Source organism: Kitasatospora sp. NBC_00070, from assembly GCF_045041205.1.
GTDB lineage: Bacteria > Actinomycetota > Actinomycetes > Streptomycetales > Streptomycetaceae > Kitasatospora.
In genome coordinates this window covers 5,202,775-5,224,173 of the sequence record NZ_CP108247.1, presented here as the reverse complement: position 1 = coordinate 5,224,173, position 21,399 = coordinate 5,202,775, and the positions used below count along the sequence as shown (strand labels likewise).

General features: G+C 71.9%; 17 protein-coding genes. 4 read left to right on the top strand and 13 right to left on the bottom strand.

What is annotated here, in order from left to right:
* Positions 1–118 precede the first annotated feature (118 nt).
* A complete protein-coding gene (locus OHV05_RS23875; protein ID WP_405019456.1) occupies positions 119–673 on the bottom strand; it encodes a Clp protease N-terminal domain-containing protein in 555 nt (184 codons plus the stop codon).
* 3 nt (positions 674–676) lie between these two features.
* Positions 677–916: an RNA polymerase subunit sigma-70 gene (locus OHV05_RS23870; protein WP_403041552.1), complete on the bottom strand. Its 240-nt coding sequence runs from the start codon at positions 914–916 to the stop codon at positions 677–679.
* A 73-nt stretch (positions 917–989) separates the two neighbouring features.
* Here OHV05_RS23870 and OHV05_RS23865 point away from each other — a divergent pair, with 73 nt between their 5' ends.
* On the top strand, positions 990–1,787 hold the full coding sequence (locus OHV05_RS23865) for a helix-turn-helix domain-containing protein (protein ID WP_405019455.1): 798 nt from the start codon (positions 990–992) through the stop codon (positions 1,785–1,787).
* A 66-nt stretch (positions 1,788–1,853) separates the two neighbouring features.
* On the opposite strand, the gene OHV05_RS23860 is transcribed toward OHV05_RS23865, so the two are convergent.
* The gene (locus OHV05_RS23860) at positions 1,854–2,282 is read right to left on the bottom strand and encodes a hypothetical protein (RefSeq protein ID WP_405019454.1); all 429 of its coding nucleotides are present in this window, start codon (positions 2,280–2,282) and stop codon (positions 1,854–1,856) included.
* A 134-nt stretch (positions 2,283–2,416) separates the two neighbouring features.
* Entirely contained in the window at positions 2,417–3,055 is a 639-nt protein-coding gene (locus OHV05_RS23855) for a nitroreductase family protein (protein ID WP_405019453.1), read from the bottom strand.
* A gap of 70 nt (positions 3,056–3,125) precedes the next feature.
* Here OHV05_RS23855 and OHV05_RS23850 point away from each other — a divergent pair, with 70 nt between their 5' ends.
* Positions 3,126–3,506, top strand: a complete 381-nt coding sequence (locus OHV05_RS23850; RefSeq protein ID WP_405019452.1) for a winged helix-turn-helix transcriptional regulator — start codon at positions 3,126–3,128, stop codon at positions 3,504–3,506.
* 56 nt (positions 3,507–3,562) lie between these two features.
* Here the strand turns inward: OHV05_RS23850 and OHV05_RS23845 are convergent, their stop codons facing one another.
* Together OHV05_RS23845 and nrdR are read right to left on the bottom strand one after the other, a co-directional pair.
* Entirely contained in the window at positions 3,563–6,418 is a 2,856-nt protein-coding gene (locus OHV05_RS23845) for a vitamin B12-dependent ribonucleotide reductase (RefSeq protein ID WP_405019451.1), read from the bottom strand.
* Between the two features lie 131 nt (positions 6,419–6,549).
* Positions 6,550–7,038, bottom strand: coding sequence for a transcriptional regulator NrdR (nrdR, locus tag OHV05_RS23840; RefSeq protein WP_403041540.1), 489 nt, complete (start codon positions 7,036–7,038; stop codon positions 6,550–6,552).
* A gap of 390 nt (positions 7,039–7,428) precedes the next feature.
* Here nrdR and lexA point away from each other — a divergent pair, with 390 nt between their 5' ends.
* Positions 7,429–8,166, top strand: a complete 738-nt coding sequence (lexA, locus tag OHV05_RS23835) for a transcriptional repressor LexA (RefSeq protein ID WP_403041705.1) — start codon at positions 7,429–7,431, stop codon at positions 8,164–8,166.
* Positions 8,167–8,235: 69 nt separating this feature from the next.
* On the opposite strand, the gene OHV05_RS23830 is transcribed toward lexA, so the two are convergent.
* The 5 genes from OHV05_RS23830 to OHV05_RS23810 are packed head-to-tail and all read right to left on the bottom strand — an operon-like array spanning position 8,236 to position 15,816.
* Positions 8,236–10,335, bottom strand: a complete 2,100-nt coding sequence (locus tag OHV05_RS23830; protein WP_405019450.1) for an ATP-dependent DNA helicase — start codon at positions 10,333–10,335, stop codon at positions 8,236–8,238.
* 12 nt (positions 10,336–10,347) lie between these two features.
* Entirely contained in the window at positions 10,348–12,126 is a 1,779-nt protein-coding gene (locus tag OHV05_RS23825; RefSeq protein ID WP_405019449.1) for an IucA/IucC family protein, read from the bottom strand.
* A 19-nt stretch (positions 12,127–12,145) separates the two neighbouring features.
* Positions 12,146–13,546, bottom strand: a complete 1,401-nt coding sequence (locus OHV05_RS23820) for a lysine N(6)-hydroxylase/L-ornithine N(5)-oxygenase family protein (RefSeq protein ID WP_405019448.1) — start codon at positions 13,544–13,546, stop codon at positions 12,146–12,148.
* Positions 13,547–13,552: 6 nt separating this feature from the next.
* Positions 13,553–14,176, bottom strand: a complete 624-nt coding sequence (locus tag OHV05_RS23815; RefSeq protein WP_405021529.1) for a GNAT family N-acetyltransferase — start codon at positions 14,174–14,176, stop codon at positions 13,553–13,555.
* Complete coding sequence (locus OHV05_RS23810) at positions 14,068–15,816, bottom strand: IucA/IucC family protein (RefSeq protein WP_405019447.1); 1,749 nt, start codon at positions 15,814–15,816, stop codon at positions 14,068–14,070. The genes OHV05_RS23815 and OHV05_RS23810 overlap by 109 nt, the downstream gene beginning before the upstream one ends.
* A gap of 259 nt (positions 15,817–16,075) precedes the next feature.
* Here OHV05_RS23810 and OHV05_RS23805 point away from each other — a divergent pair, with 259 nt between their 5' ends.
* The gene (locus OHV05_RS23805; protein ID WP_405019446.1) at positions 16,076–17,158 is read left to right on the top strand and encodes a hypothetical protein; all 1,083 of its coding nucleotides are present in this window, start codon (positions 16,076–16,078) and stop codon (positions 17,156–17,158) included.
* Positions 17,159–17,346: 188 nt separating this feature from the next.
* On the opposite strand, the gene hflX is transcribed toward OHV05_RS23805, so the two are convergent.
* Positions 17,347–18,771: a GTPase HflX gene (hflX, locus tag OHV05_RS23800; RefSeq protein ID WP_405021528.1), complete on the bottom strand. Its 1,425-nt coding sequence runs from the start codon at positions 18,769–18,771 to the stop codon at positions 17,347–17,349.
* A 171-nt stretch (positions 18,772–18,942) separates the two neighbouring features.
* Positions 18,943–21,162, bottom strand: coding sequence for a RelA/SpoT family protein (locus tag OHV05_RS23795; RefSeq protein ID WP_405019445.1), 2,220 nt, complete (start codon positions 21,160–21,162; stop codon positions 18,943–18,945).
* Positions 21,163–21,399: the final 237 nt, after the last annotated feature.

The following is a 21,399-nucleotide window of genomic DNA, read 5'->3' as shown; positions in this document are numbered from 1 at the left end:
CACGCGGTCAGCAGATCATATCCATTCACCAGTTGTACTCAAGCGGACAACTGACGATCCGTTCGATATCTGCACACTCAGAGTGAATGGCCGGAAACCGCGCCCCGGGCAGCTGTCGTCAGCCCTCCACCGCCTCCAACTCCTGACGCAACCCGGCCGGGTCGGCCCCCTGGTCGGCGATCACCCGGACGGCCAGTCCATCGCCGTCGCGGAGCAGTCCGAGCAGCAGGTGCCGGACCGCGATCTGCTTGTCGCCGAGCCGCAGCGCCTCCCGCAGCGCGAGCTCCAGCACCTTCTTCGACCGGGGGGTGAACGGCCGGTGGTCGCTCTTGAACCAGCCACGCCGGCGCGGCTCCTCCCCCCGTGCGTCCAGCGCCCCCGCGCCGAACTCCGCCTCGACCGCCTCCCGGACCGCGTCCAGGTCGACCCCGATCGCGGCCAGCACCTCCGCGTCATGACCCTCGGCCGGGCCGATCAGCCGGACCACCGCCGCCCGCACGGTGTCGTGGTCCAGCCCCCGGGCCACCAGCAGCGCCGCCGCCGGCTCCGCCGGGTCGGCCAGCGCGGCGAGCAGCAGGTGCTCCGTACCGATGTACCCGTGCCGCAGCTCCACCGCCTCGGCCTGGGCCTGCACGACCACCTGCCGCGCCGCCTTCGTGAATCGCTCGAACATCCCTCAGCCTCCGTCCTTGCCGTCGCCGCCGAAGCCGCGCTTCGCGTACTTCTTGTGCACCGCCTGCCTGCTGACGCCCAGGCAGACCGCGATGTCCTGCCAGGACCAGCCCTGGCCGCGGGCGTTGCCGACCTGGAGGTCCTCCAGCCGGTCCGCCAGATCGCGCAGGGCCCGGACGGCGCGCAGGCCGACCCCCGGATCCCGACTGCTCGCGGCTGCCGCGAGCTGCTTGGTTTCGCTCATGATGTCAACATAGGTTGACGGAGCGCAGCTGTCAACCAAGGTTGACGCCCGACGGACCGGCTACCGTCGTGCCATGACCACCACGTCCTCCGAGGCCGGCGCCGGGACCCTGCTACGCGACTGGCGCGAGCGGCGTGGCCTCAGCCAGCTCCAACTCGCCCTGGGCGCCGACTCCTCGGCCCGGCACATCAGCTTCGTCGAGACCGGCCGGGCCCGCCCCGGCCAGGACCTGCTGCTCCGGCTCGCCGAGCACCTCGACATCCCGGTCCGGGAGCGCAACTCCCTGCTGCTCGCGGCCGGTTACGCCCCGCACTACGCCGAGACCCCGCTCGACGACCCCTCGCTGGACGCGCTGCGCGCCGGCATGGAGCAGCTGCTCGCCGCGCACGATCCCTACCCCGCCCTGATCGTCGACGGCGCCTACCGGGTGCTCGCCGCCAACCGGGGCATCGCCCTGCTGCTGGAGGACGTCGACCCCGCACTGCTCACCCAGCCGATGAACGCCATGCGGATCACCCTGCACCCCGGCGGCCTGGCGCCCCGGATCCGCAACCTGCGCCAGTGGCGATCCCACCTGCTGGAGCAGATGGAGCGTCAGATCGCCCTGGTCCGCTCCGAGCCGCTGCGCGCGCTCTACCAGGAGGTCCGGGCCTACCCCACGTCCGCCGAGGACGAGGTGCAGGACGCCTCCGCACTGTTCCCGTTCGCCCTCCCGCTCCTGTTCGAGCACGATGGGCGGGTGCTGTCCTTCCTCTCCACCATCTCCACCTTCAACACCCCCATGGACGTGACCGTCTCCGAGCTGGCCATCGAGACCTTCCTCCCGGCCGACCCGGAGACCGCGTCCTACCTGCGCGAGGTGCTGCCCTGAAACACCAGCGCGCACCCCGGGGAGCAACGGCTCGGCCCCGGGGTGCGCGGTGGTACGGACCGTCAGCTAGCGCGCTGACCGCGCCGTCGAGCGCAGCGCCCACCACTGCAGCGCCGCGAACCCCGCAACGGTGGCGGCCTGCATCGGAATCCACACCGTCCCGGCGGTGCTCGGCTCGAACCACACCACCATCGACACGATGCTCAGCACCGCCCACACCAGGTTCGCGTCCACCAGCGCCTTCACCGCCGACTCCGACGGCCGGCGCCGGCTCGCCAGGAACCCCACCCCGGCACCGAACAGCAGCAGGAACGCCCCGATGTCCAACAGCACCATCCGGTCGATCCCGAGCAACTCCCCGAGCGGCCCCGAGAACGCCAGGTAGGCCAGCCCGTTGCCACCGGTCACCACGGCATCCAGCGCGAGCACCCTACGCAGCCAACCGTGCCCGGCACCGGTCGAACGGACAGCACCAGCAAGCGAGTTCACAGCCATGACGAACAACCTCCGAGCAGTCGGTGACCCTCCGGGGTCCTCCCCGGCGGCCTGCACCCAGCCTGCCGGGCGGGCGCTCCGGGGTCGATTACCCGCCAGGTAATACGGTCCGGGCGACGAATCGCCGTTGCCCTTCACGCGCCGTAGCGTTCGCGGAAGATGTTGCGCTCCGGGGCGCGACGGCCCGGGTGGGGACGGTGCTCCACCGGATGGCCGAGGGAGACCAGGAGGGCGATGGCGAGGTCGTCGCGGTCGCCGATGCCGATCGCCTGCTTGACCGCCGCTTCGTCCCAGCCGTTCATCGGGGAGGTGGCCAGGCCGAGTTCGGTGGCGGCGAGCATCAGGAAGGAGGCCGCGATCATCGCGTCCTTGACCGCGTACTCGCGCAGCAACCCACGCTTCTCCAGGCCCTCCTGAAAGGCCGTCGACTCGGCGGCGAACCCGGCGATGAACTCCTCGCTCCATGCGCCGTTGCGACGGGCCCGGTCGTAGACGTCCAGGCGGTCGTCGCGCCAGGCTCGCGGCTCCGCGACGAAGACCAGCACGACCGGGGCCTCCTGCGGCTGGGGCTGTCCGCCGGTGGCGCGGGCCAGCCGGGCGCGGCCCTCGGCGTCCGACACCACCACGATCGAACGGTCCTGCAGATTCCAGCTGCTGGGTGCCTCGACGGCGAGGTCCAGCAGGGCGGCGAGGGTGGCCGCCGGCACCGGGTCGGGCCGGTAGTGGCGGATCGTACGGCGGGTGCGGATGGCGTCCGCGACGGAAAGTGTCATGCGGCTAACTATTGGAGAGTGACGCTCCATCAGGAAGAGAGCACTAAAAAGTGCGTTACTCTCCCCCGGCATGAAGACCGTCGTGGAATCCTCCGGCCTGCCGGCCGACGTCTACTCCGCAAAGTGCCCGACCCGCCAGGTGCTCGACCACATCTCCGGCAAGTGGACGATCCTGGTCGTGGACGCACTGCTCCAGGGCACCATGCGGTACACCGACCTGAGCCGGCGCATCGAGGGCGTCTCGCAGAAGATGCTCACCCAGACCCTGCGTGCCCTGGCGGCCGACGGCTTCGTCACCCGCACCGTCCACCCGACCATCCCGCCCCGGGTCGAGTACGACCTCACGGAGCTCGGCCGCAGCCTGGCCGGGCCGATCACCGCACTCCGGCAGTGGACCGAGACCCACATCAACGAGATCGAACAGGCCCGTCGGCAGAGCACCGCGACATGACAGAGCGGGGAGCCGACACATCGGCTCCCCGCTCTGTTCACCCGCTCAGGCTGTCATCAGCTGCAGCCGCTGGTGGAGCCGCAGCCCTCGCAGAGGTAGCAGCTGCCCGCGCGGCGCATCTTGGTGCCGCAGGAGAAGCAGAGCGGGGCGTCGGCGTTGAGGCCGAGCTGGATCTCCATCAGTTCGGTGGAGTTGTGCGCCTGGGCCGGGGCGACCTTGGGGGCCTCCACCGGGACGGGCTTGGGGGTGGCGATCGGGGCGGACTGCGCGAACGACTGCACGTCCACATCCGCGTCCTCGGCCTCGATCGGCTCGTAGGAGCCGGTGTCCAGGTGGCGCTGGCGCTCCTCGACGGAGTGGATGCCGAGCGCCGAGCGGGTCTCGAAGGGCAGGAAGTCCAGCGCCAGGCGGCGGAAGATGTAGTCGACGATCGACTGCGCCATCCGCACGTCCGGGTCGTCGGTCAGACCGGCCGGCTCGAACCGCATGTTGGTGAACTTGGAGACGTACGTCTCCAGCGGGACGCCGTACTGCATGCCGACCGAGACCGCGATCGAGAAGGCGTCCATCATGCCCGCGAGGGTGGAACCCTGCTTGGACATCTTCAGGAAGACCTCGCCGAGACCGTCGTCCGGGTAGGAGTTGGCGGTCATGTAGCCCTCGGCGCCGCCCACCGTGAACGAGGTGGTGATGCCGGGACGGCCCTTCGGGAGGCGCTTGCGGACCGGGCGGTACTCGACCACCGGAGCCGGAGCGGCCGCGGCCTTCTCCTCCTCCTTGGTCTTCTTCGCCGAGAGCGGCTGGCCGACCTTCGAGTTCTCGCGGTAGATGGCCAGCGCCTTGACGCCGAGCTTCCACGCCTCGAAGTAGATCTCCTCGACCTCTTCGACGGTGGCCACGGACGGCATGTTGACCGTCTTCGAGATCGCGCCCGAGATCCACGGCTGGATCGCCGCCATCATCCGCACGTGCCCCATCGCGGAGATGACCCGCTCGCCCATCGCGCAGTCGAAGACCGAGTAGTGCGCGGGCTTCAGACCGGGGGCGTCCACCACGTTGCCGTGGTCGGCGATGTGGGCGACGACCGCCTCGATCTGCTCCTGCTGGTAGCCGAGGCGCTTGAGGGCGCGCGGCACGGTGCCGTTGACGATCTGCATCGAGCCGCCGCCGACCAGCTTCTTGAACTTGACCAGGGCGAGGTCGGGCTCGACGCCGGTGGTGTCGCAGTCCATCATCAGGCCGATGGTGCCGGTCGGTGCGAGCACCGAGGCCTGCGCGTTGCGGAAGCCGTTCCGGGCGCCGAGCGCCAGCACGTCGGCCCAGGTGGAGGTGGCCGCGGCCCAGATCGGGGCGTCCAGGTCGTCGTAGGAGACGGCGACCGCGTTGGCGTCCGCGTGCTGCTTCATGACCCGCTGGTGCGGGGCCGCGTTGCGGGCGTAGCCGTCGTACGGACCGACCACGCCGGCCAGTTCGGCGCCACGGCGGTAGGCGGTGCCGGTCATCAGCGAGGTGATGGAGCCGGCCAGCGCACGGCCGCCCTCGGAGTCGTAGGCGTGGCCGGTGGCCATCAGCAGGGCGCCGAGGTTGGCGTAGCCGATGCCGAGCTGGCGGTACGCGCGGGTGGTCTCGCCGATCTTCTCGGTCGGGAAGTCGGCGAAGCAGATCGAGATGTCCATCGCGGTGATGACCAGCTCGACCACCTTGGCGAAGCGCTCGGCGTCGAACGAGTCGTCGTCGCGGAGGAACTTCATCAGGTTCAGCGAGGCGAGGTTGCAGCTGGAGTTGTCCAGGTGCATGTACTCGGAGCAGGGGTTGGACGCGTTGATCCGGCCCGACTCCGGGCAGGTGTGCCAGTGGTTGATGGTGTCGTCGTACTGGATGCCCGGGTCGGCGCAGGCCCAGGCCGCCTCGGCCATCTTGCGGAACAGCTTCTTGGCGTCGACGGTCTCGATCACCTCACCGGTCATCCGGGCCTTCAGGCCGAACTCGGTGCGGTTCTCGACGGCCGTCATGAACTCGTCGGAGACCCGGACCGAGTTGTTGGCGTTCTGGTACTGGACCGAGGTGATGTCGTCGCCACCGAGGTCCATGTCGAAGCCCGCGTCACGGAGGGCGCGGATCTTCTCCTCCTCCTTGACCTTGGTCTCGATGAAGGCCTCGACGTCCGGGTGGTCCACGTCCAGCACGACCATCTTGGCCGCGCGACGGGTGGCGCCGCCGGACTTGATGGTGCCGGCCGAGGCGTCCGCGCCGCGCATGAAGGAGACCGGGCCGCTGGCGTTGCCGCCGGAGGAGAGCAGCTCCTTGGAGGAGCGGATCCGGGAGAGGTTCAGGCCGGCGCCGGAGCCGCCCTTGAAGATCATCCCCTCTTCCTTGTACCAGTCCAGGATCGAGTCCATCGAGTCGTCGACGGCCAGGATGAAGCAGGCGGAGACCTGCTGCGGCTGCTTGGTGCCGACGTTGAACCAGACCGGGGAGTTGAAGCTGAACACCTGGTGGAGCAGGGCGTAGGTCAGCTCGTGCTCGAAGACCTCGGCGTCGTCCGGACCGGCGAAGTAACCGTTCTTCTCGCCGGCGGCGCGGTAGGTCAGCACCACCCGGTCGATGATCTGCTTGAGGCTCCACTCACGCTGCGGGGTGCCCACCGCGCCGCGGAAGTACTTCGAGGTGACGATGTTGACCGCGTTCACCGACCAGGAGTCGGGGAACTCGACGCCGCGCTGCTCGAAGTTGATCGAGCCGTCGCGCCAGTTGGTCATCACCACGTCGCGGCGTTCCCAGCTGACCTGGTCGTAGGGGTGCACGCCCGGAGTGGTGTGGATGCGTTCGATCCGCAGGCCGCCCTTGGGAGCCTTGCCGGCCCCCTTGGCAGCCTTCGACCCGCGTGCAGACCCGCTCGTGGTGTCGGTCACTTCTCGCTTCTCCTCTTGGGCAAATCCCCCAATATCCCAGTATGCGTGGGCACTGAGGGTGGACGACAGTGTTCAGCGGGCCGTTTTCGGGCACGCCGGACCGCCCCGGACGACCGGCATGGACCAGTCGGTCAGGGAGCGGTGGAGAGGACGGCGACGTCCTCGGTGGGGTGGGCGCGCTCACCGCGGAGTTCCGCGATGGCGGCCTCGAAGTCTTCGAGATCGTCGAAGGCGCGGTACACCGAGGCGAACCTCAGGTACGCGACCAGATCCAGTTCCTTGAGTGGGCCGAGTATGGCCAGACCCACGTCGTGTGTCGAGAGCTCGGCACTGCCCGAGGCCCGCACGCACTCCTCGACCCGCTGGCCGAGCTGGGCGAGGGCGTCCTCGGTGACCGGGCGGCCCTGACAGGCCTTGCGGACACCGCTGATCACCTTCGACCGGGAGAACGGCTCGGTCACACCGCTGCGCTTGATGACCATCAGGGTGGCGGTCTCGACCGTGGTGAATCGACGGCCGCAGTCGGGGCACTGACGGCGGCGGCGGATCGAGCTTCCGTCGTCGCTGGCCCGGGAGTCGACCACGCGGCTGTCCGGGTGTCGGCAGAAGGGGCAGTGCACCGGGGGACTCCCTCTCTGACAACATCGCAACGGACTCGCACACTCTACACGGACCACTAGGGGTGGGCCCAACGGAGAACCTAGGCCCCCACATGTAGTGGTGGAAGCCCGACGCGCCGCGACAGGGTGAAATTTCTCCGACCCGTGAAATAGACTGCGCAAGTCGAACACTTAAGCGATGTACACCCAAGGCCTTGATCGAGTCAGCCCGACTCGAATAAATTCACTCGAACGTGTGTTTGGCGCAACCTTTCGATAGGGGCACCAGTTGAGCTGGGCAAAGGGAGACCTGTCGGAAGGAATGCCGTGAACACCGTCGAAGCCAAGACCTCCATCCCGGTGCAGGAGCGCCCCGCGCGCACCGCTGAGCAGGAGAGCGTGGACCCCACCATGAGCCGGAGCCAGCCCATCGAGCACTCCGCCGCCCAGGACGACGTCCTCGGCCAGCCGACCCCGACGCGCTCGCTCGCCGGGCGTCCGCCGGGCATCCGCACCGACGAGGCCGGGCTGACGGAGCGCCAGCGCCGGGTCATCGAGGTCATCAGGGACTCGGTGCAGCGCCGGGGTTACCCGCCGTCGATGCGGGAGATCGGCCAGGCCGTCGGCCTCAGCTCGACCTCCTCGGTCGCGCACCAGCTGATGGCGCTGGAGCGCAAGGGCTTCCTCCGCCGCGACCCGCACCGCCCGCGCGCCTACGAGGTACGCGGCGTCGAGGTGGCCCGGCCGAACACCGCCGAGGCGGCCGGCCGGCCCTCCACCTCGTACGTGCCGCTGGTCGGCCGGATCGCCGCCGGTGGCCCGATCCTGGCCGAGCAGACGGTGGAGGACGTCTTCCCGCTGCCCCGTCAGCTGGTCGGCGAGGGCGAGCTGTTCGCGCTCACCGTGCGCGGTGACTCGATGATCGAGGCGGCCATCTGCGACGGCGACTGGGTCACCGTCCGCCGCCAGCCGGTGGCCGAGAACGGCGACATCGTGGCCGCGATGATCGACGGCGAGGCCACCGTCAAGCGCCTCAAGCGCGAGGACGGCAAGATCTGGCTGATGCCGCACAACCCGGCCTACGACCCGATCCCGGGCGACAACGCGACCATCCTGGGCAAGGTCGTCGCGGTGCTCCGCCGCCTCTGACGCACCGTACGGACACACGGGAAAGGGCCGCCCCGAGGGGTGGCCCTTTCCGTGCCCGCCGACGGACCGTCAGCCGCGCTTGGTCACGGGGCGGACCGGCGCCGCCGAGGCGTCGATCGCGGCCAGCGAACGGCGCACCTGGTTCCGGTCGTCGGTGTACCAGAAGTCCGGCATCGAGGACTTGAAGAAGCTCCCGTACCGCTTGGTGGCCACCCGGGGGTCGAGCACCGCGACCACGCCCCGGTCGTCGGCCGCGCGGACCAGCCGGCCCGCGCCCTGGGCCATCAGCAGTGCGGCGTGGGTGGCCGCCACCGCCATGAAGCCGTTGCCGCCGCGCTCCTCGACGTCCTTCTGACGGGCGCTCATCAGCGGGTCGTCCGGGCGCGGGAACGGGATCCGGTCCATCACCACCAGCTGGCAGGCCGAACCGGGGACGTCCACGCCCTGCCAGAGCGACAGGGTGCCGAACAGGCAGGTGGTGGCGTCCGAGGCGAACTCCCGGATCAGCTCGCCCAGGGTGTCCTCGCCCTGGAGCAGGATCTTGTGGTCCAGCCGCTCGCGCAGCGCCTCGGCGGCCGCCTTCGCCCCGCGCATCGAGGAGAACAGGCCGAGCGTGCGGCCGCCGGCCGCGCCGATCAGCTCGGTGAGCTCGTCCAGCATCTCCGGGCGCTCCGGGTCGCGGCCCGGGTCGGGCAGGTGCCGGGCGACGTAGAGGATGCCCTGCTTGGGGTAGGAGAACGGCGAGCCGACGTCGATCCCGCGCCAGTACGGCGGGGTGTCCTCGCCGTGCACCAGCTCGGGCTCCTCGGGCGAGCGCTCGTCCGGCAGCCGGCCCTCCCCCGGCAGGCCGACCGAGGCGGCCACGCCGGTGAAGTCGCCGCCGAGCTTGAGGGTGGCCGAGGTGAGCACCACCGAGCGCTCCTTGTAGAGCTTCTCCCGCAGCAGCCCCGAGACGCTCAACGGGGCGACCCGGAGCGAGGCGGTGCCGGGGCCGAACCGGTCGCTGCGCTCGATCCAGATCACGTCGTACGCGGAGTCGGAGAGCAGCCGGTCGGCGGTCTCGTGCAGCGACTCGGCCGAGGCCATCGCCTGCTTGCGGACCGCGTCCTCGTCGGTGAGCGCCTTGTCCCTGGTCTCACCGAGCGAGGTGATCACCAGGCGGGCCGCGTCCCGGATCGCGGTGACCGCGTAGGCCAGGTACTCCGGCAGCTCGCCCTCGACCCGGCCGGGCTGGGCGGTCTCCATCAGGCCGTGGTAGTTCTCGGCGGCGGCCTGGAGCGAGTCCACCGCCTTCTCGTTGGCCAGCCGGGCCGCCCGCTTGACCGCCCGGTTCACCGCGCCGACGGTGAGCTCGCCGGTGGCGGCGCCGGTCACCCGGTTCACCAGCTCGTGCGCCTCGTCGACGATCAGCAGGCCGTGGTCGGGCAGCACCGGGGCGCCCTCGATCGCGTCGATCGCCAGCATCGCGTGGTTGGTGACCACCACGTCGGCCAGCTTGGCCCGCTCCCGGGCGGCCTCGGCGAAGCACTCCTGCCCGTACGTGCACTTGCTGGCGCCCAGGCACTCCCGGGAGGTGACCGAGAGCTGGGCCCAGGCCTTGTCCGAGACACCGGGCGAGAGGTCGTCGCGGTCGCCGGTCTCGGTCTCGTCGGCCCACTCGCGCAGCCGGAGCACGTCCTGGCCGAGCTTGCCGGTCGGGCCGCCGAGCGCGTCCACCGGGTCGAACAGACCCTCGCCCTCCTCGCTCGGGGTGCCCTCGTGGGCGCGGTGCAGGCAGAGGTAGTTGGACCGGCCCTTGAGCATCGCGAACTGCGGGCGGCGGCGCAGCACCGGGTGCAGCGCGTCCACCGTCCGGGGCAAGTCCCGCTCCACCAGCTGGCGTTGGAGGGCCAGGGTGGCGGTGGCCACCACCACCCGGTCGCCGTGCGCGAGCGCGGGGACCAGGTAGGCGAGGGACTTGCCGGTGCCGGTGCCGGCCTGCACCAGCAGGTGCTCGCCGCTGCCGACCGCGTCGGCGACGGCGGCGGCCATGGCGACCTGGCCGGGGCGCTCGACACCCCCGACGGCCGTCACGGCGGCGTGCAGCAGCTCGGGGAGCGCGGCGCGGGAGACGGGTGCCGGGGCTTCGTCGGCGCCGGGCAGGGCCTGGGGTTCGGAGTCGTTCGTCATGGCCCGCCCAGCCTACGACGTGGGGGTGACAATCCGGCTCTGCTGCGGGGGCAGCCCGGTGCTCCCGCCGTAGTGCAGCGGGTTGTCCACCTCGCCGTGCACGGCGGCGTGCGGGCGCTCGGGGCGGTCCCGGTAGCCGTCCAGCAGCAGCCGGTTGCGGTTCAGGCAGAGCCGGTCGATCCGGGGGGTGAAGAGGTCGAAGAGCTTGAAGCGTTCGCCGAGCTCGGGGAAGCGCCGCTGGTAGGCGGTGATCCGTTCGCGCAGCAGCTCCCAGAACTCGGCCTCGGAGACGCCGAGCTGGGCGTCGAAGAGCGGCGCCAGGTAGCGGAACACCCCGACGAACAGGCCGGAGTGCAGGAACTGGCAGAGGTACTCGGGCGGCTCGCGCAGCAGCACCTCGCGCACCTCGGCCGGGAGGTCGTCGAGTTCGGGCAGCTCGCGGTCGCTGATGTTGACGTCGTCGACGAAGTCCTTGACCGCGAGCCGGGCGGGCGCGTCGTGCTGGTCGAACACCACGATGGCGTTCTCGCCGTGCGGGGAGAAGACCGTGCCGTACCGGTAGAGGAAGTGCAGCAGCGGCGGCAGCATCACCGCGAACAGCCGGCGCAGCCAGTCCCGGGCGGGCAGGCCGGAGCGGGCGACCAGCTCGGCGGCCAGCGCGCGGCCGTCCGAGCCGACCTGGAGCAGTGAGGCCAGGGTGCGGGCCCGCTCGTGCGGGGCGAGGTGCCTGCCGAGCGGCTCGCGCCAGATCGCGCCGAGCAACTCCTTGTACTGGTAGGGCACTTCCGGCAGGTCACGGTAGACCGGGTGGTCCACCGTGACCGAGGCGATCTCGCCGAGCAGGATCACCCGGCACTCGTCCCGGAGGAACTCGTCGCCGTCCCGCAGGCCGTGGATCCAGGCGGTGACGGCGGGGGCGGCCAGCGTGCGGTCGGTCGGCAGGCCGCGCCAGACCAGGGTGTTGAGCATCGAGAGCGGCAGTTTGACGGTGCAGCGCTCGGGCCGGCTGAGGTTGAAGAAGCTGCGGACCGACTGCTGCGGCAGCCGCAGGTCACCGTCGCTGGGCAGCGGGACGATCTCGCCGGAGGCGATCCAGGGGGCGAACAGCGGCAGGATCACCTCGTCCCACTGCCACGGGTGCACCGGCAGCAGCAGGTAGTCCTCCCCCACCCCGGCCCGGAACTCCGGGCTCAACTCCTGCTCGTACAGATCCGGTTGGCCCCGGAACTCGGCCAGCCGCCGGTGCACCGCGAGCCACGGCAGCCGCTGCGGGCTGCGCGCCTCGGGGGCCCAGGCGGCCAGGTCGCGGGCGGACAGGCCGAGCCGGCCCTTGTTCGGGACGATCCACGGGTGGCCGGTCTGCCGTCCCTCCAGCCGGACGTGGTCCAGGTCGGCCAGCTCGGCGGCGGTCAGCTCGGTGGCCAGCTGCCGGACGTCGGCGAGCAGGGTGGCGGTCAGCTCGCGGATCAGGTGGCCCAGGGTGTCGCCGGGCAGCCCGAGCACCCCGCGGGCCAGCTGGAGCAGTCGTAGCGGGTCCCCCTCCGGGTCCGCCGGGCAGTCCACCGAACCCGGGTCGACCTGCCAACTCCCGTACGCGCCCCGGCGGGCGGTGAACCGGTAGACCGCCTCGGGCAGGTCGAGCCGGTAGCCGGCGCCGTCCGGCACCGGGGTGAGCAGCTGCTCGTAGGCGAACTCGCCGAGCATCTTGGCGAGCATCGCCCGGCGGGCCCGCCGCCAGTGCGCGGCCGTGAGCTGGGGTGGCAGGTGGAGCTCGGCGGGAGGCTGCGGCACGGTGGCCCTCCGGAGGAGTTCAGCGGGTGACTGGGGCGGCACGGTGGCCCTCCTGCGGGCGCGGGAGGGCCGGAGCGGGAGCGGCGGGCACGGGCGGGGCGAAGCTGGTCCAGGCGGTCCTGGTGGGCAGCCGGTGGACCGTCCGGCCGGTCACCGCGTTCAGGATCACGGCGGCCCGGTGGGCGCCGAGCCCCAGGTCGGGGGTGCCGACACCGTGCGTGTGCAGTTCGGCGTTCTGCACGTAGAGGCCGCCGGTCAGCTCGGGCCGGGTGACCACCCGGTGGTCCAGGCCGACCCGGAACCGGCCCTGCTCATCCCAGTCCACCAGCTCGGCGAGCGGGTCGAGCAGCGCCGGACGGACCGCCCGGTAGCCGGTGGCCAGCACCACGGCGTCGGTGCGGAGCACCTGCTCGACGCCCGAGTCGACCTGACGGCAGATCAGTTCGAAGCCGCCGCAGGGCCCGGCCAGCGCCTCGGTGACGGCGGTGCCGGGCCGGATCTCCACCGGGTCGGCGTCCAGCGGCCGGCCGATGGTCCGCTCGTACAGCAGGTCGTGGATCTCGGCCAGCGTCTCGGCACTGGCCGCCTTGTGCAGCTGCCACTGCTCGCGCACCAGCCGGTCCCGGGTGGCGGGTGGCAGGCCGTGGAAGTGGCGGGTGTAGTCGGGGGTGAAGTGCTCCAGGCCGAGCTTGGAGTACTCCATCGGCGCCAGCGCCCTGGTCCTGGTCAGCCAGCGCAGCCGGGTGCCGTCACCGCTCCGGCCGCGCAGCAGGTCGAGGAAGACCTCGGCGCCGGACTGCCCGGACCCGACCACGGTGATGTCCCTGGCCCGGTCCAGGCTCGCCCGGCGGTCCAGGTACTCGGCGGAGTGCCAGACCTGCGGGTGCCCGCGCAGCCCGGCGAACGCCTCCGGGTGCACCGGCGTCGTCCCGACGCCGAGCACCACGTTCCGGGCCCAGAGCTCGGCGCCGCCGGCCACCGCCCGGAACAGCCGGTGCCCCGGATGCCAGTGCAGCTCGGTCACGGCGGCGCCGAACCGGCAGTTGACCAGCCGTTCGGCCGCCCAGCGGCAGTAGTGGTCGTACTCCCGGCGGGCCAGCTGGAACCGCTCGGCGAAGTAGAACGGGAACAGCCGGTCCTGGTCGCGCAGGTAGTTGAGGAAGGACCAGGGGTTGGTCGGGTCGACCAGCGAGACCAGGTCGGCCAGGAACGGCACCTGCATCCGGGCCCCGTCCACCAGCATCCCCGGGTGCCAGCGGAACTCCGGCCTGGCCTCGCAGAACAGCGAGTCCAGCCCGCCGACCCGGTCGGCCAGCGCGGCCAGCGACAGGTTGAACGGCCCCAGGCCGACGCCCAGCAGGTCGTACGCCTCGGGCTGCTCGGCCGGTCCGTCGTGCGCGTGGGGCTGCGGGTTGTCCATGTCGTCCTAGTCGCGTTGACGGATCATCAGGGCGGCCCGCTTCTCGGGCAGCTCCAGCTCGGCGACCGGGTCGAAGCCGGCCCGCCGGAAGGCCCGCAGCGAGGGGGCGTTGCGCAGGTCGGGCTCGGCGACCAGCCGCTCGCAGTCGGGATCGGCCAGCAGCCGGTCGGCCAGTGCGGTCAGCAGCAGGGTGCCGAGCCCCCGGCCGCGGTGGCCGGGCGGGCCGAGCAGCAGGTGCACCCCGAGGTCGCCCGGCCCGGCGGGGTAGTGGTCGGCGAGCCGGTCCACGTCGGCCCGGTAGAGCTCCCAGTAGCTCATCGGGGTGCCGTCCAGCAGCCCGATCAGCGGACAGCTGTGGCTGTCCGGGCCGAGCTGCGGGGCGACGTGCCGTTCGGTGGTCTCCGGCGGCCCGGCCAACTCCCAGTACGCGGCCACCGCCGGATCGTTCATCCACCCGGCCAGCAGCGGCAGGTCGGTGGCCAGGTCGACCTCGCGGAGCTCGAACTCACCCGCTGCGGTCCTCACCCGGCCACCACCGGGTTGCGGATGTCCACGTAGACCGACTGGGTGGCGACCGGGCCGACCAGCTCGTCCATCCCGTTCAGCCGGGTCAGCAGGTTGGCCTTGCAGTGCAGGTCGGGGCTGTCGAGCAGCAGGGCGGGCAGCCCGGAGCCGGTGGCGGCGGCCGGCCGGCCGCCGAGGAAGCCGCGCAGCGCGGCCAGCAGGACGCTCTCGTCGGCCAGCCGCTGGGAGCCGAAGGCGCCGATCAGGCCGAGCACGTGGTTGATGCCGAGGTAGTAGGCGAAGTGCTTGTCGATCACCCGGTCGGCGACGAAGGTGTCGCTGACCCGGCCGACCCCGGGCAGCCGGGCGTCCAGCCGGTCGGCGAACGAGCTGCGGAAGTAGTAGCCCTGGTTGTCCCGGTACCGGCCGCCGACCGGCCAGCCCTCCCGGTCCAGCAGCACCAGGCTGTTCTGCTGGTGCGCCTCCAGCGCGATCCCGGCCCGGCCGTCCAGCCAGAGCACCGGGAGCACCACGGCGTCCAGGTAGCGCAGGAACCACTCGGTGGCGACGGTGTGCACCGGGCGGCCGCACTGCTCGGCGAGGGTCCGGACGGTCCGGCCGAGCATCGAGTCGACCCGGTCGCCGAACGGCTGCTCGGCGACCAGTCCCGCCACGCAGAGCGCGCGTTCGCGCAGGCCGAACGGCTGCTGCCGGAGCACGGTGTCCAGGCCGTTCGGGTCGGCGCCGCCCGGCAGGTCGACGCCGATCCAGGCCGGGTCGCGGACGATGTCGAAGCCGGGGTGGGCGGCCCGCCACTCGGCGCTCAGCCCGGCCTCCAGCAGCCGGTGCACCTCCAGCCCCCGGTGCAGCTCCTTGCGCAGGTTCTCCCGGCGGGAGTTGGTGATCCGCAGGCCGAGCGAGAGCTTGAGCATCCAGGGTGTGCCGGGCCGGCAGACCGTGCGCACCGAGGAGGTCGGGTGCCACTCCGCGCCGTGCTCGCCCAGGTCGTGCAGCGCACCGTCCGCCAGCAGCCCGGCCACCTCGGGCCGCAGCGCCAGCTCCCTGGCCTGCCAGGGGTGCAGCGGGAGCGCGGCGGTGCCGGGCGGCAGCACGGCCCGGTCGCCGAGCAGCCGGGCGGTCAGCTGCTCGGCCGGGACGCCGACCGCCGAACCGGAGGCCAGCAGGTCCCGGTCCACGGCGTACCAGTGCAGCCGGAAGGACCCGTGCAGTTCGGGCGAGTACGCCGCGCTCTGCGCGGGGCCCAGGCCGTCCCGGCTCTTCGGGGTGGGGTGCAGCGGGTGGCCCAGCAGCAGGGCCTGCTCGGCGGCCAGGAACGGCCAGTCGGGGCCGCTGCCGGAGCGGCGGCGCTCCAGCACCTCGGTGGTCCGCAGCACCGAGTCGGCCACCCGGGCGGCCAGGTCGGTCAGCTGGCCCGCCTCGGGCCGTTCGGCGGCGGCGCCCGCGACCAGCGTGGCCACCGTCACCACGTCCACCGGCAGCCCGGCCAGGGTGACCTCGCCGAACCGGTGCCAGCCGGTCGGCGACCAGTACCGGACCGCCGCGACCAGCTCGACCGCACCGCCGAGCACCGGCACCCGGAGCGTCCCGTCCGGGCGCGGCCGGGCCCCGGTCTCCCTCGCCCAGCACCGCAACAGGCTCTCCACCCCGGCCTGTTCGGCGGCCACCGCCGGATCGGCGTCGAGCAGTGCGTCCTGGGGCCGCGGATGGACGACGGGCGGTACTCCAGCGAGGGCGACGGTGCTCAAGGCTGCTCCTTGGGGCGAGCGATGGTGCGGGCGCCGGGAGTTGGGGGACGGCCGAGGCTCGTGGGACCGAGGGCGCCGACAGGCCAAGGGAACTGGCCACTGACGGGTGATCACAAGATCGGCTCACTCGTTGTGGTGAATCCCCGTCGATCACTCACCCGTTGGAGTGGTCAGGTCAGGACCGACACGGGCACCGCGGAGCCACCCGCCGCGCCCCTCGGTGGGAGAATCGGCGTTCGACACGGGGGCTGGAGAAATCATGCGGTCGATATCCAAGGGCACGACGGCGGCACTGCTCGGACTGGTGCTGCTCACGGGGTGCACCGGCACGGCGTCCGACGACTGGCGGCTGCCGACCACCGTACCGACCCAGTGGCGGGGTGAACTCGCGCAGCGCTGGCAGGAGTTGAAGACCTGGCGGGACGAGGACTGGGACCGCTGGGCCCGGCAGCACCTGTACGAGAACCCGGTGGTCCGGGACCTCTGGGACCCGGAGCGGATGGTCGACGCCCCACCGCAGCAGCCGGTGGTGCCGACCGCGTCCCCCGCCGCCGCCGACCCGGAGCCGGGCCCGGTGCAGGCCGTCCCGGTCCCCCGGCCGTACACCAGCCACCCGGCCTCGGGGAAGGTGTTCTCCACCGCGCCGAGCGGCGGCACCGGCCAGTGCTCGGCCACCGTGGTGGCGGACCCGGCCCACCCGGGGCGGAGCAACCTGGTCTGGACGGCCGGGCACTGCGTGCACGAGGGCAGCGGCGGCGGCTGGTTCAAGAACCTGATCTTCGTGCCGGCCTACAACAGCGCCGGCACCCCCGCCGACCGGAAGCCCACCCTCGCCGAGGTCGCCCCGCTCGGCCAGTGGTGGGCCGACAACGTGATCAGCTCACCGCAGTGGATCGCCGAGGGCGGCCACGGCGGGAACGCCGCCAACCAGTACGACTTCGCCGTGCTCAAGGTGCACAACCCGGACGGCAGCGGCCGCTCGCTGGAGGAGACCGTGGGCACCGCCGTCCCGGTCTGGTTCGACGCCCCGCGCGACCGGCTGGCCGTCTCGGTCTGGGGCTATCCCTCCGTCAAGCCGTTCGACGGCCGCGAGCTCTACCGCTGCGACAGCGGCCGCCCCACCCAGCTCTCCTTCGACCCGAGCCGCCCGCCGATGCTCTCGGCCGGCTGCACCATGACGGCCGGCTCCAGCGGCGGCGGCTGGTTCGCCACCATGCCGGACGGCCGCGAAGCGCTGGTCAGCAACACCTCGATCGGCAACCTCGCCCACACCGCCCTGAACGGCCCGTACCTGGAGGACGTGGCCCGACAGGCGCTGAGCTACTTCTCCCGCAAGGAGTGAACCCACCAGGGGCTCACGGACCGCGCTCGGCCAGAACACACCCGGGGGCTCGGGGAACAGCGACGCCGACCTCGTACAAGGTCTCTCCCGCGTGCACGGTCAGGCACTTTCGCCTGTGACCCGCACGCCAGATATCGTCGCCGTTCCCCGAGCCCCCGGACCGTGGACGGCCGAGCCCGTGCGAAACCTCAGCCCTGCGTGACCACCGCGAACTGCTCGAGCTCGGCCGCCAGCTCCGCCGCCACCTTGGCGTGCAGCAGCGTGCCCTCGCCGGTGTGCTCGGTGGAGATCGGCTCACCCTCGGCGTGCACCCGGGAGACCAGGTCACCACGGGTGTACGGGATCAGCGCCTGCACCTCGACGGCCGGCCGCGGCAGCTCAGCGTCGATCAGCTGGAGCAGCTCCTCCATGCCCATCCCCGTCCGGGCCGACACCACGATGGCGTGCGGCTCGCGGCGGAGCAGGCGCTGGAGCACCAGCGGATCGGCGGCATCGGCCTTGTTGATCACCACGATCTCCGGCACGTTCTGTGCCTCGACCGAGACGATCACCTCCCGGACGGCGGCCAGCTGGGTCTCCGGCTCGGGGTGCGAACCGTCCACCACGTGCAGGATGAGGTCCGCCTCGGCGACCTCCTCCATGGTCGAACGGAACGCCTCGACCAGGTGGTGCGGCAGGTGCCGGACGAAACCGACCGTGTCGGCCAGGGTGTAGACCCGGCCGCTCGGGGTCTGCGCCCGGCGGACCGTCGGGTCCAGGGTGGCGAACAGCGAGTTCTCCACCAGGACACCGGCCCCGGTCAGGCGGTTGAGCAGCGAGGACTTGCCCGCGTTGGTGTAGCCCGCGATGGCGACCGAGGGGACCTGGTTGCGACGGCGCTCCTGGCGCTTGGTGTCGCGGCCCTTCTTCATGTCGACGATCTCCCGGCGGAGCTTCGCCATCTTCTCGCGGATCCGCCGACGGTCGGTCTCGATCTTGGTCTCACCGGGACCACGGGTGGCCATGCCGCCGCCGGAGGAGCCGGCGCCACCACCACCCATCTGCCGGGACAGCGACGCACCCCAGCCACGCAGCCGCGGCAGCATGTACTGCATCTGCGCGAGCGAGACCTGCGCCTTGCCCTCCCGGGACTTGGCGTGCTGGGCGAAGATGTCCAGGATCAGGGCCGTCCGGTCGACCACCTTGACCTTGACCACGTCCTCCAGCTGGATCAGCTGACCCGGGGTCAGCTCACCGTCGCAGACCACGGTGTCGGCGCCGGTGGCGGCGACGATGTCGCGCAGCTCCCGCGCCTTGCCCGAGCCGATGTAGGTCGCGGGGTCGGGCTTGTCACGGCGCTGGATCACGCCGTCCAGCACCTCGGACCCGGCGGTCTCGGCCAGGGCGGCGAGCTCGGCCATCGAGTTCTCCGCCTCCTCGACCGTGCCGTCGGTCCAGACACCGACGAGCACCACGCGCTCCAGGCGGAGCTGGCGGTACTCGACCTCGGTGACGTCCTGCAGTTCGGTGGAGAGACCGGCGACCCGGCGCAGTGCGGCGCGCTCGCTCCGGTCGTACTGCTCCCCGTCGTATCGGTCGAAGCCCTCGTCGTTCGCCGCGAGGTCCTCGTCCATCAGGGCTTCCGCCCGGAGGTCCGACAGTCGGTTGCCTTGGCTGTCGGAATTGCTGCGGCTCTCGAACGTGGAGGTCAATCTCATCCTTAGGTAGATCGGGAAGGGCCGGTGCGCCGTGCGCACCTGGGAGTGTGCCCCGTCTGACGCCCCGATACCAGGTGGCGAGCCGAGCTACCCCTGCAGGCCGTGGCCGGCACCGGAACCACTACGTCCGGTGAACGCCACGGACCGGCCGCGAATTCCCCACGATGGTCGCACGCCCGCCCCGACCGGGTCATCCCGATTTCCCCGTGCCGGGCCGGGCCGGTAGACGTCGTAGACCCCCGAGACCCGCAGCATCGCGCGCATCAGCAGCGGCAGGGTGGCGGCCGCCGGCAGTTCGACCGTGTAGCTGTGCCGGACCCGCAGCTGCTGCGGCGGTTCCACCTCGGCCGCGATGATGCCGACGCCCTGGGCCGAGATCGCCGCCGTCAGGTCGGCCAGCAGCCGGGGGCGGTTCAGCGCCTCGGCCCGCAGGGTCACCCGGAAGCCGTCGGCGGGCGCCGCACCCGGCACCCAGCAGGGCCGGACCGGCTCCCGGCCGGCCTCCCGCAGCTGCTCCCCCACCGGACAGTCGGTCCGGTGCACGGCCACCGCGCCGCCCCTGATCAGGTACCCGGTCAGCTCGTCCGGCGGCACCGGCGTACAGCACCTGGACAGCCGGACGATCCCGCCCGAACGGCCCGGCACGGTCACCGGCGCCTGCCGCCGCCCGGCGGACGGGACACCGGCGGGGGCCGGCTTGGCCGCCCCGGCGTCCGGCTCCGGCAGCCGGGCCGGGTGCTCGGCCAGCCAGCGTTCGATCGCCAGCCTGGCCGCCGGGGTTCGGACGTGTTCCAGCCATTCGGCGGCCGGTCCGGACGCCTCGTGGGCCTGCTCGGTCAGCACCGCCAGCACGTCGCCGTCCCCGAGCGTGGTGGAGAGCGCGACCAGCCGCCCGTTCACCCGGGCCCCGAGACAGCGGTGCCCGGTCTCCTCGCCCAGCAGGTACGCGGCGTCCACGCAGCTCGCCCCGGCGGGCAGGTGCAGCGTCTGGCCCTGCTCGGTGACGGCGGTGATCTCCCGGTCGTCGGACAGGTCCGAGGTGAGCGCGGACCAGAAGGTGTCCGGGTCCGGGGTCTCCTGCTGCCACTCCAGCAGCCGGCTCAGCCAGCCCGGCCGGGCCGGGTCGGTCCGCTCCGGGTCCTCCGGACCGACCTGGTGCGGATCGCCCAGGGCGACCACGCCGAACTCGGCCACCCGGTGCATCTCCCGTGTCCTGACCAGGACTTCGACCACCTCGCCGGTCGGCAGCGCGACCGCCGTGTGCAGCGACTGGTACAGGTTGAACTTGGGCCCCGCGATGAAGTCCTTGAACTCCCCGGGCAGCGGCGTCCAGCAGGTGTGCAGCTCGCCGAGCACCGCGTAGCAGTCGGCGTTCTCCTCCACCACCACCAACAGCCGCCCGAAGTCGGCGGGTTGGAGATCCTGCGGCAGCCCGTCCGGCCCGGCCGCCGAGGTCCGCTTGAGCAGCACCCGGTGCACGGACACGCAGTGCCGGGGCCGGACGGTGACGGTGGCCGGCACCCCGGTCTCGGCCAGCTGCCTGGTCAGCCCGTCGGCGAACGGCTGCAGCAGCTCCTCCGGCCGCTCGTCGTACGCGGCGATCAGCGCACCGGTGCGGGCGTACTCCTCCGGGTGCAGAGTGGCGAACACGATGTCCTCCAACTCGGCCTTCAGCACCTGGATCCCGAGCCGCTCGGCGAGCGGGATCAGCACGTCCCTGGTCACCTTGGCAATCCTGATCCGGCTGGCGGGCTTCATGTGCCGGATGGTCCGCATGTTGTGCAACCGGTCGGCGAGCTTGATCACCATCACCCGGACGTCGTCGCCGGTGGCCACCAGCATCTTCCGGAAGGTCTCCGCCTCGGCCGCCGCACCGAAGTCCACCTTCTCCAACTTGGTGACGCCGTCCACCAGATAGGCCACCTCGGGCCCGAACTCCTCGGCCACCTGATCCAGCGTCACCTCGGTGTCCTCGACCGTGTCGTGCAGCAGCGACGCCACCAAGGTCGTGGTCCCGGCCCCGAGTTGGGCCAGGATCATGGTCACCGCGAGCGGATGGGTGATGAACGGCTCGCCGCTCTTCCGGGTCTGCCCCCGGTGACTGGCCTCCGCCGTCCGGTACGCCCGGCCGAGCAGCGCCAGGTCGGCCTGCGGGTGGTGGCGCCGGTGCGCCTCGACGATCGGCTCGATCGCGTCCGGCAGCGGGGCGCGGCCGGTGGCCAGCAGGGCGGCGCGGCCGGCCCGGCCCAGGGAGGCTCGGTTGAGTCTGCTCCGGGACCGCTTTCCAGCCTCGGCTTCGATGGTCATCTGCACCTCCGGCAGCGATGGTCCATGCTACCGAGCAGAGCACGTTCCGCAGCCCCCTGCTCCCGCACCGTCACCAACACCACCCGAACGGGGGGATTCACTCCGCACCCGACGGGGAAGCATCGCTCGCTTTTGGCAGGTGGTCCGGAAGGCAGGGGCTCGGGGAACTGCGACGCCGACCTCGGAACAGGTCACCGTTGCGTGGGTGGTCAGGCACTTTCGTCTGTGCCCCCGGCG

Excerpts from the sequence above, each read along its gene's own strand:
- OHV05_RS23875 (WP_405019456.1), bottom strand. The coding sequence starts at position 673 with ATGTTCGAGCGATTCACGAAGGCGGCGCGGCAGGTGGTCGTGCAGGCC.
- OHV05_RS23870 (WP_403041552.1), bottom strand. The coding sequence starts at position 916 with ATGAGCGAAACCAAGCAGCTCGCGGCAGCCGCGAGCAGTCGGGATCCG.
- OHV05_RS23865 (WP_405019455.1), top strand. The coding sequence starts at position 990 with ATGACCACCACGTCCTCCGAGGCCGGCGCCGGGACCCTGCTACGCGAC.
- OHV05_RS23860 (WP_405019454.1), bottom strand. The coding sequence starts at position 2,282 with ATGGCTGTGAACTCGCTTGCTGGTGCTGTCCGTTCGACCGGTGCCGGG.
- OHV05_RS23855 (WP_405019453.1), bottom strand. The coding sequence starts at position 3,055 with ATGACACTTTCCGTCGCGGACGCCATCCGCACCCGCCGTACGATCCGC.
- OHV05_RS23850 (WP_405019452.1), top strand. The coding sequence starts at position 3,126 with ATGAAGACCGTCGTGGAATCCTCCGGCCTGCCGGCCGACGTCTACTCC.
- lexA (WP_403041705.1), top strand. The coding sequence starts at position 7,429 with ATGAGCCGGAGCCAGCCCATCGAGCACTCCGCCGCCCAGGACGACGTC.
- OHV05_RS23830 (WP_405019450.1), bottom strand. The coding sequence starts at position 10,335 with ATGACGAACGACTCCGAACCCCAGGCCCTGCCCGGCGCCGACGAAGCC.
- OHV05_RS23820 (WP_405019448.1), bottom strand. The coding sequence starts at position 13,546 with ATGGACAACCCGCAGCCCCACGCGCACGACGGACCGGCCGAGCAGCCC.
- OHV05_RS23805 (WP_405019446.1), top strand. The coding sequence starts at position 16,076 with ATGCGGTCGATATCCAAGGGCACGACGGCGGCACTGCTCGGACTGGTG.
- hflX (WP_405021528.1), bottom strand. The coding sequence starts at position 18,771 with ATGGACGAGGACCTCGCGGCGAACGACGAGGGCTTCGACCGATACGAC.
- OHV05_RS23795 (WP_405019445.1), bottom strand. The coding sequence starts at position 21,162 with ATGACCATCGAAGCCGAGGCTGGAAAGCGGTCCCGGAGCAGACTCAAC.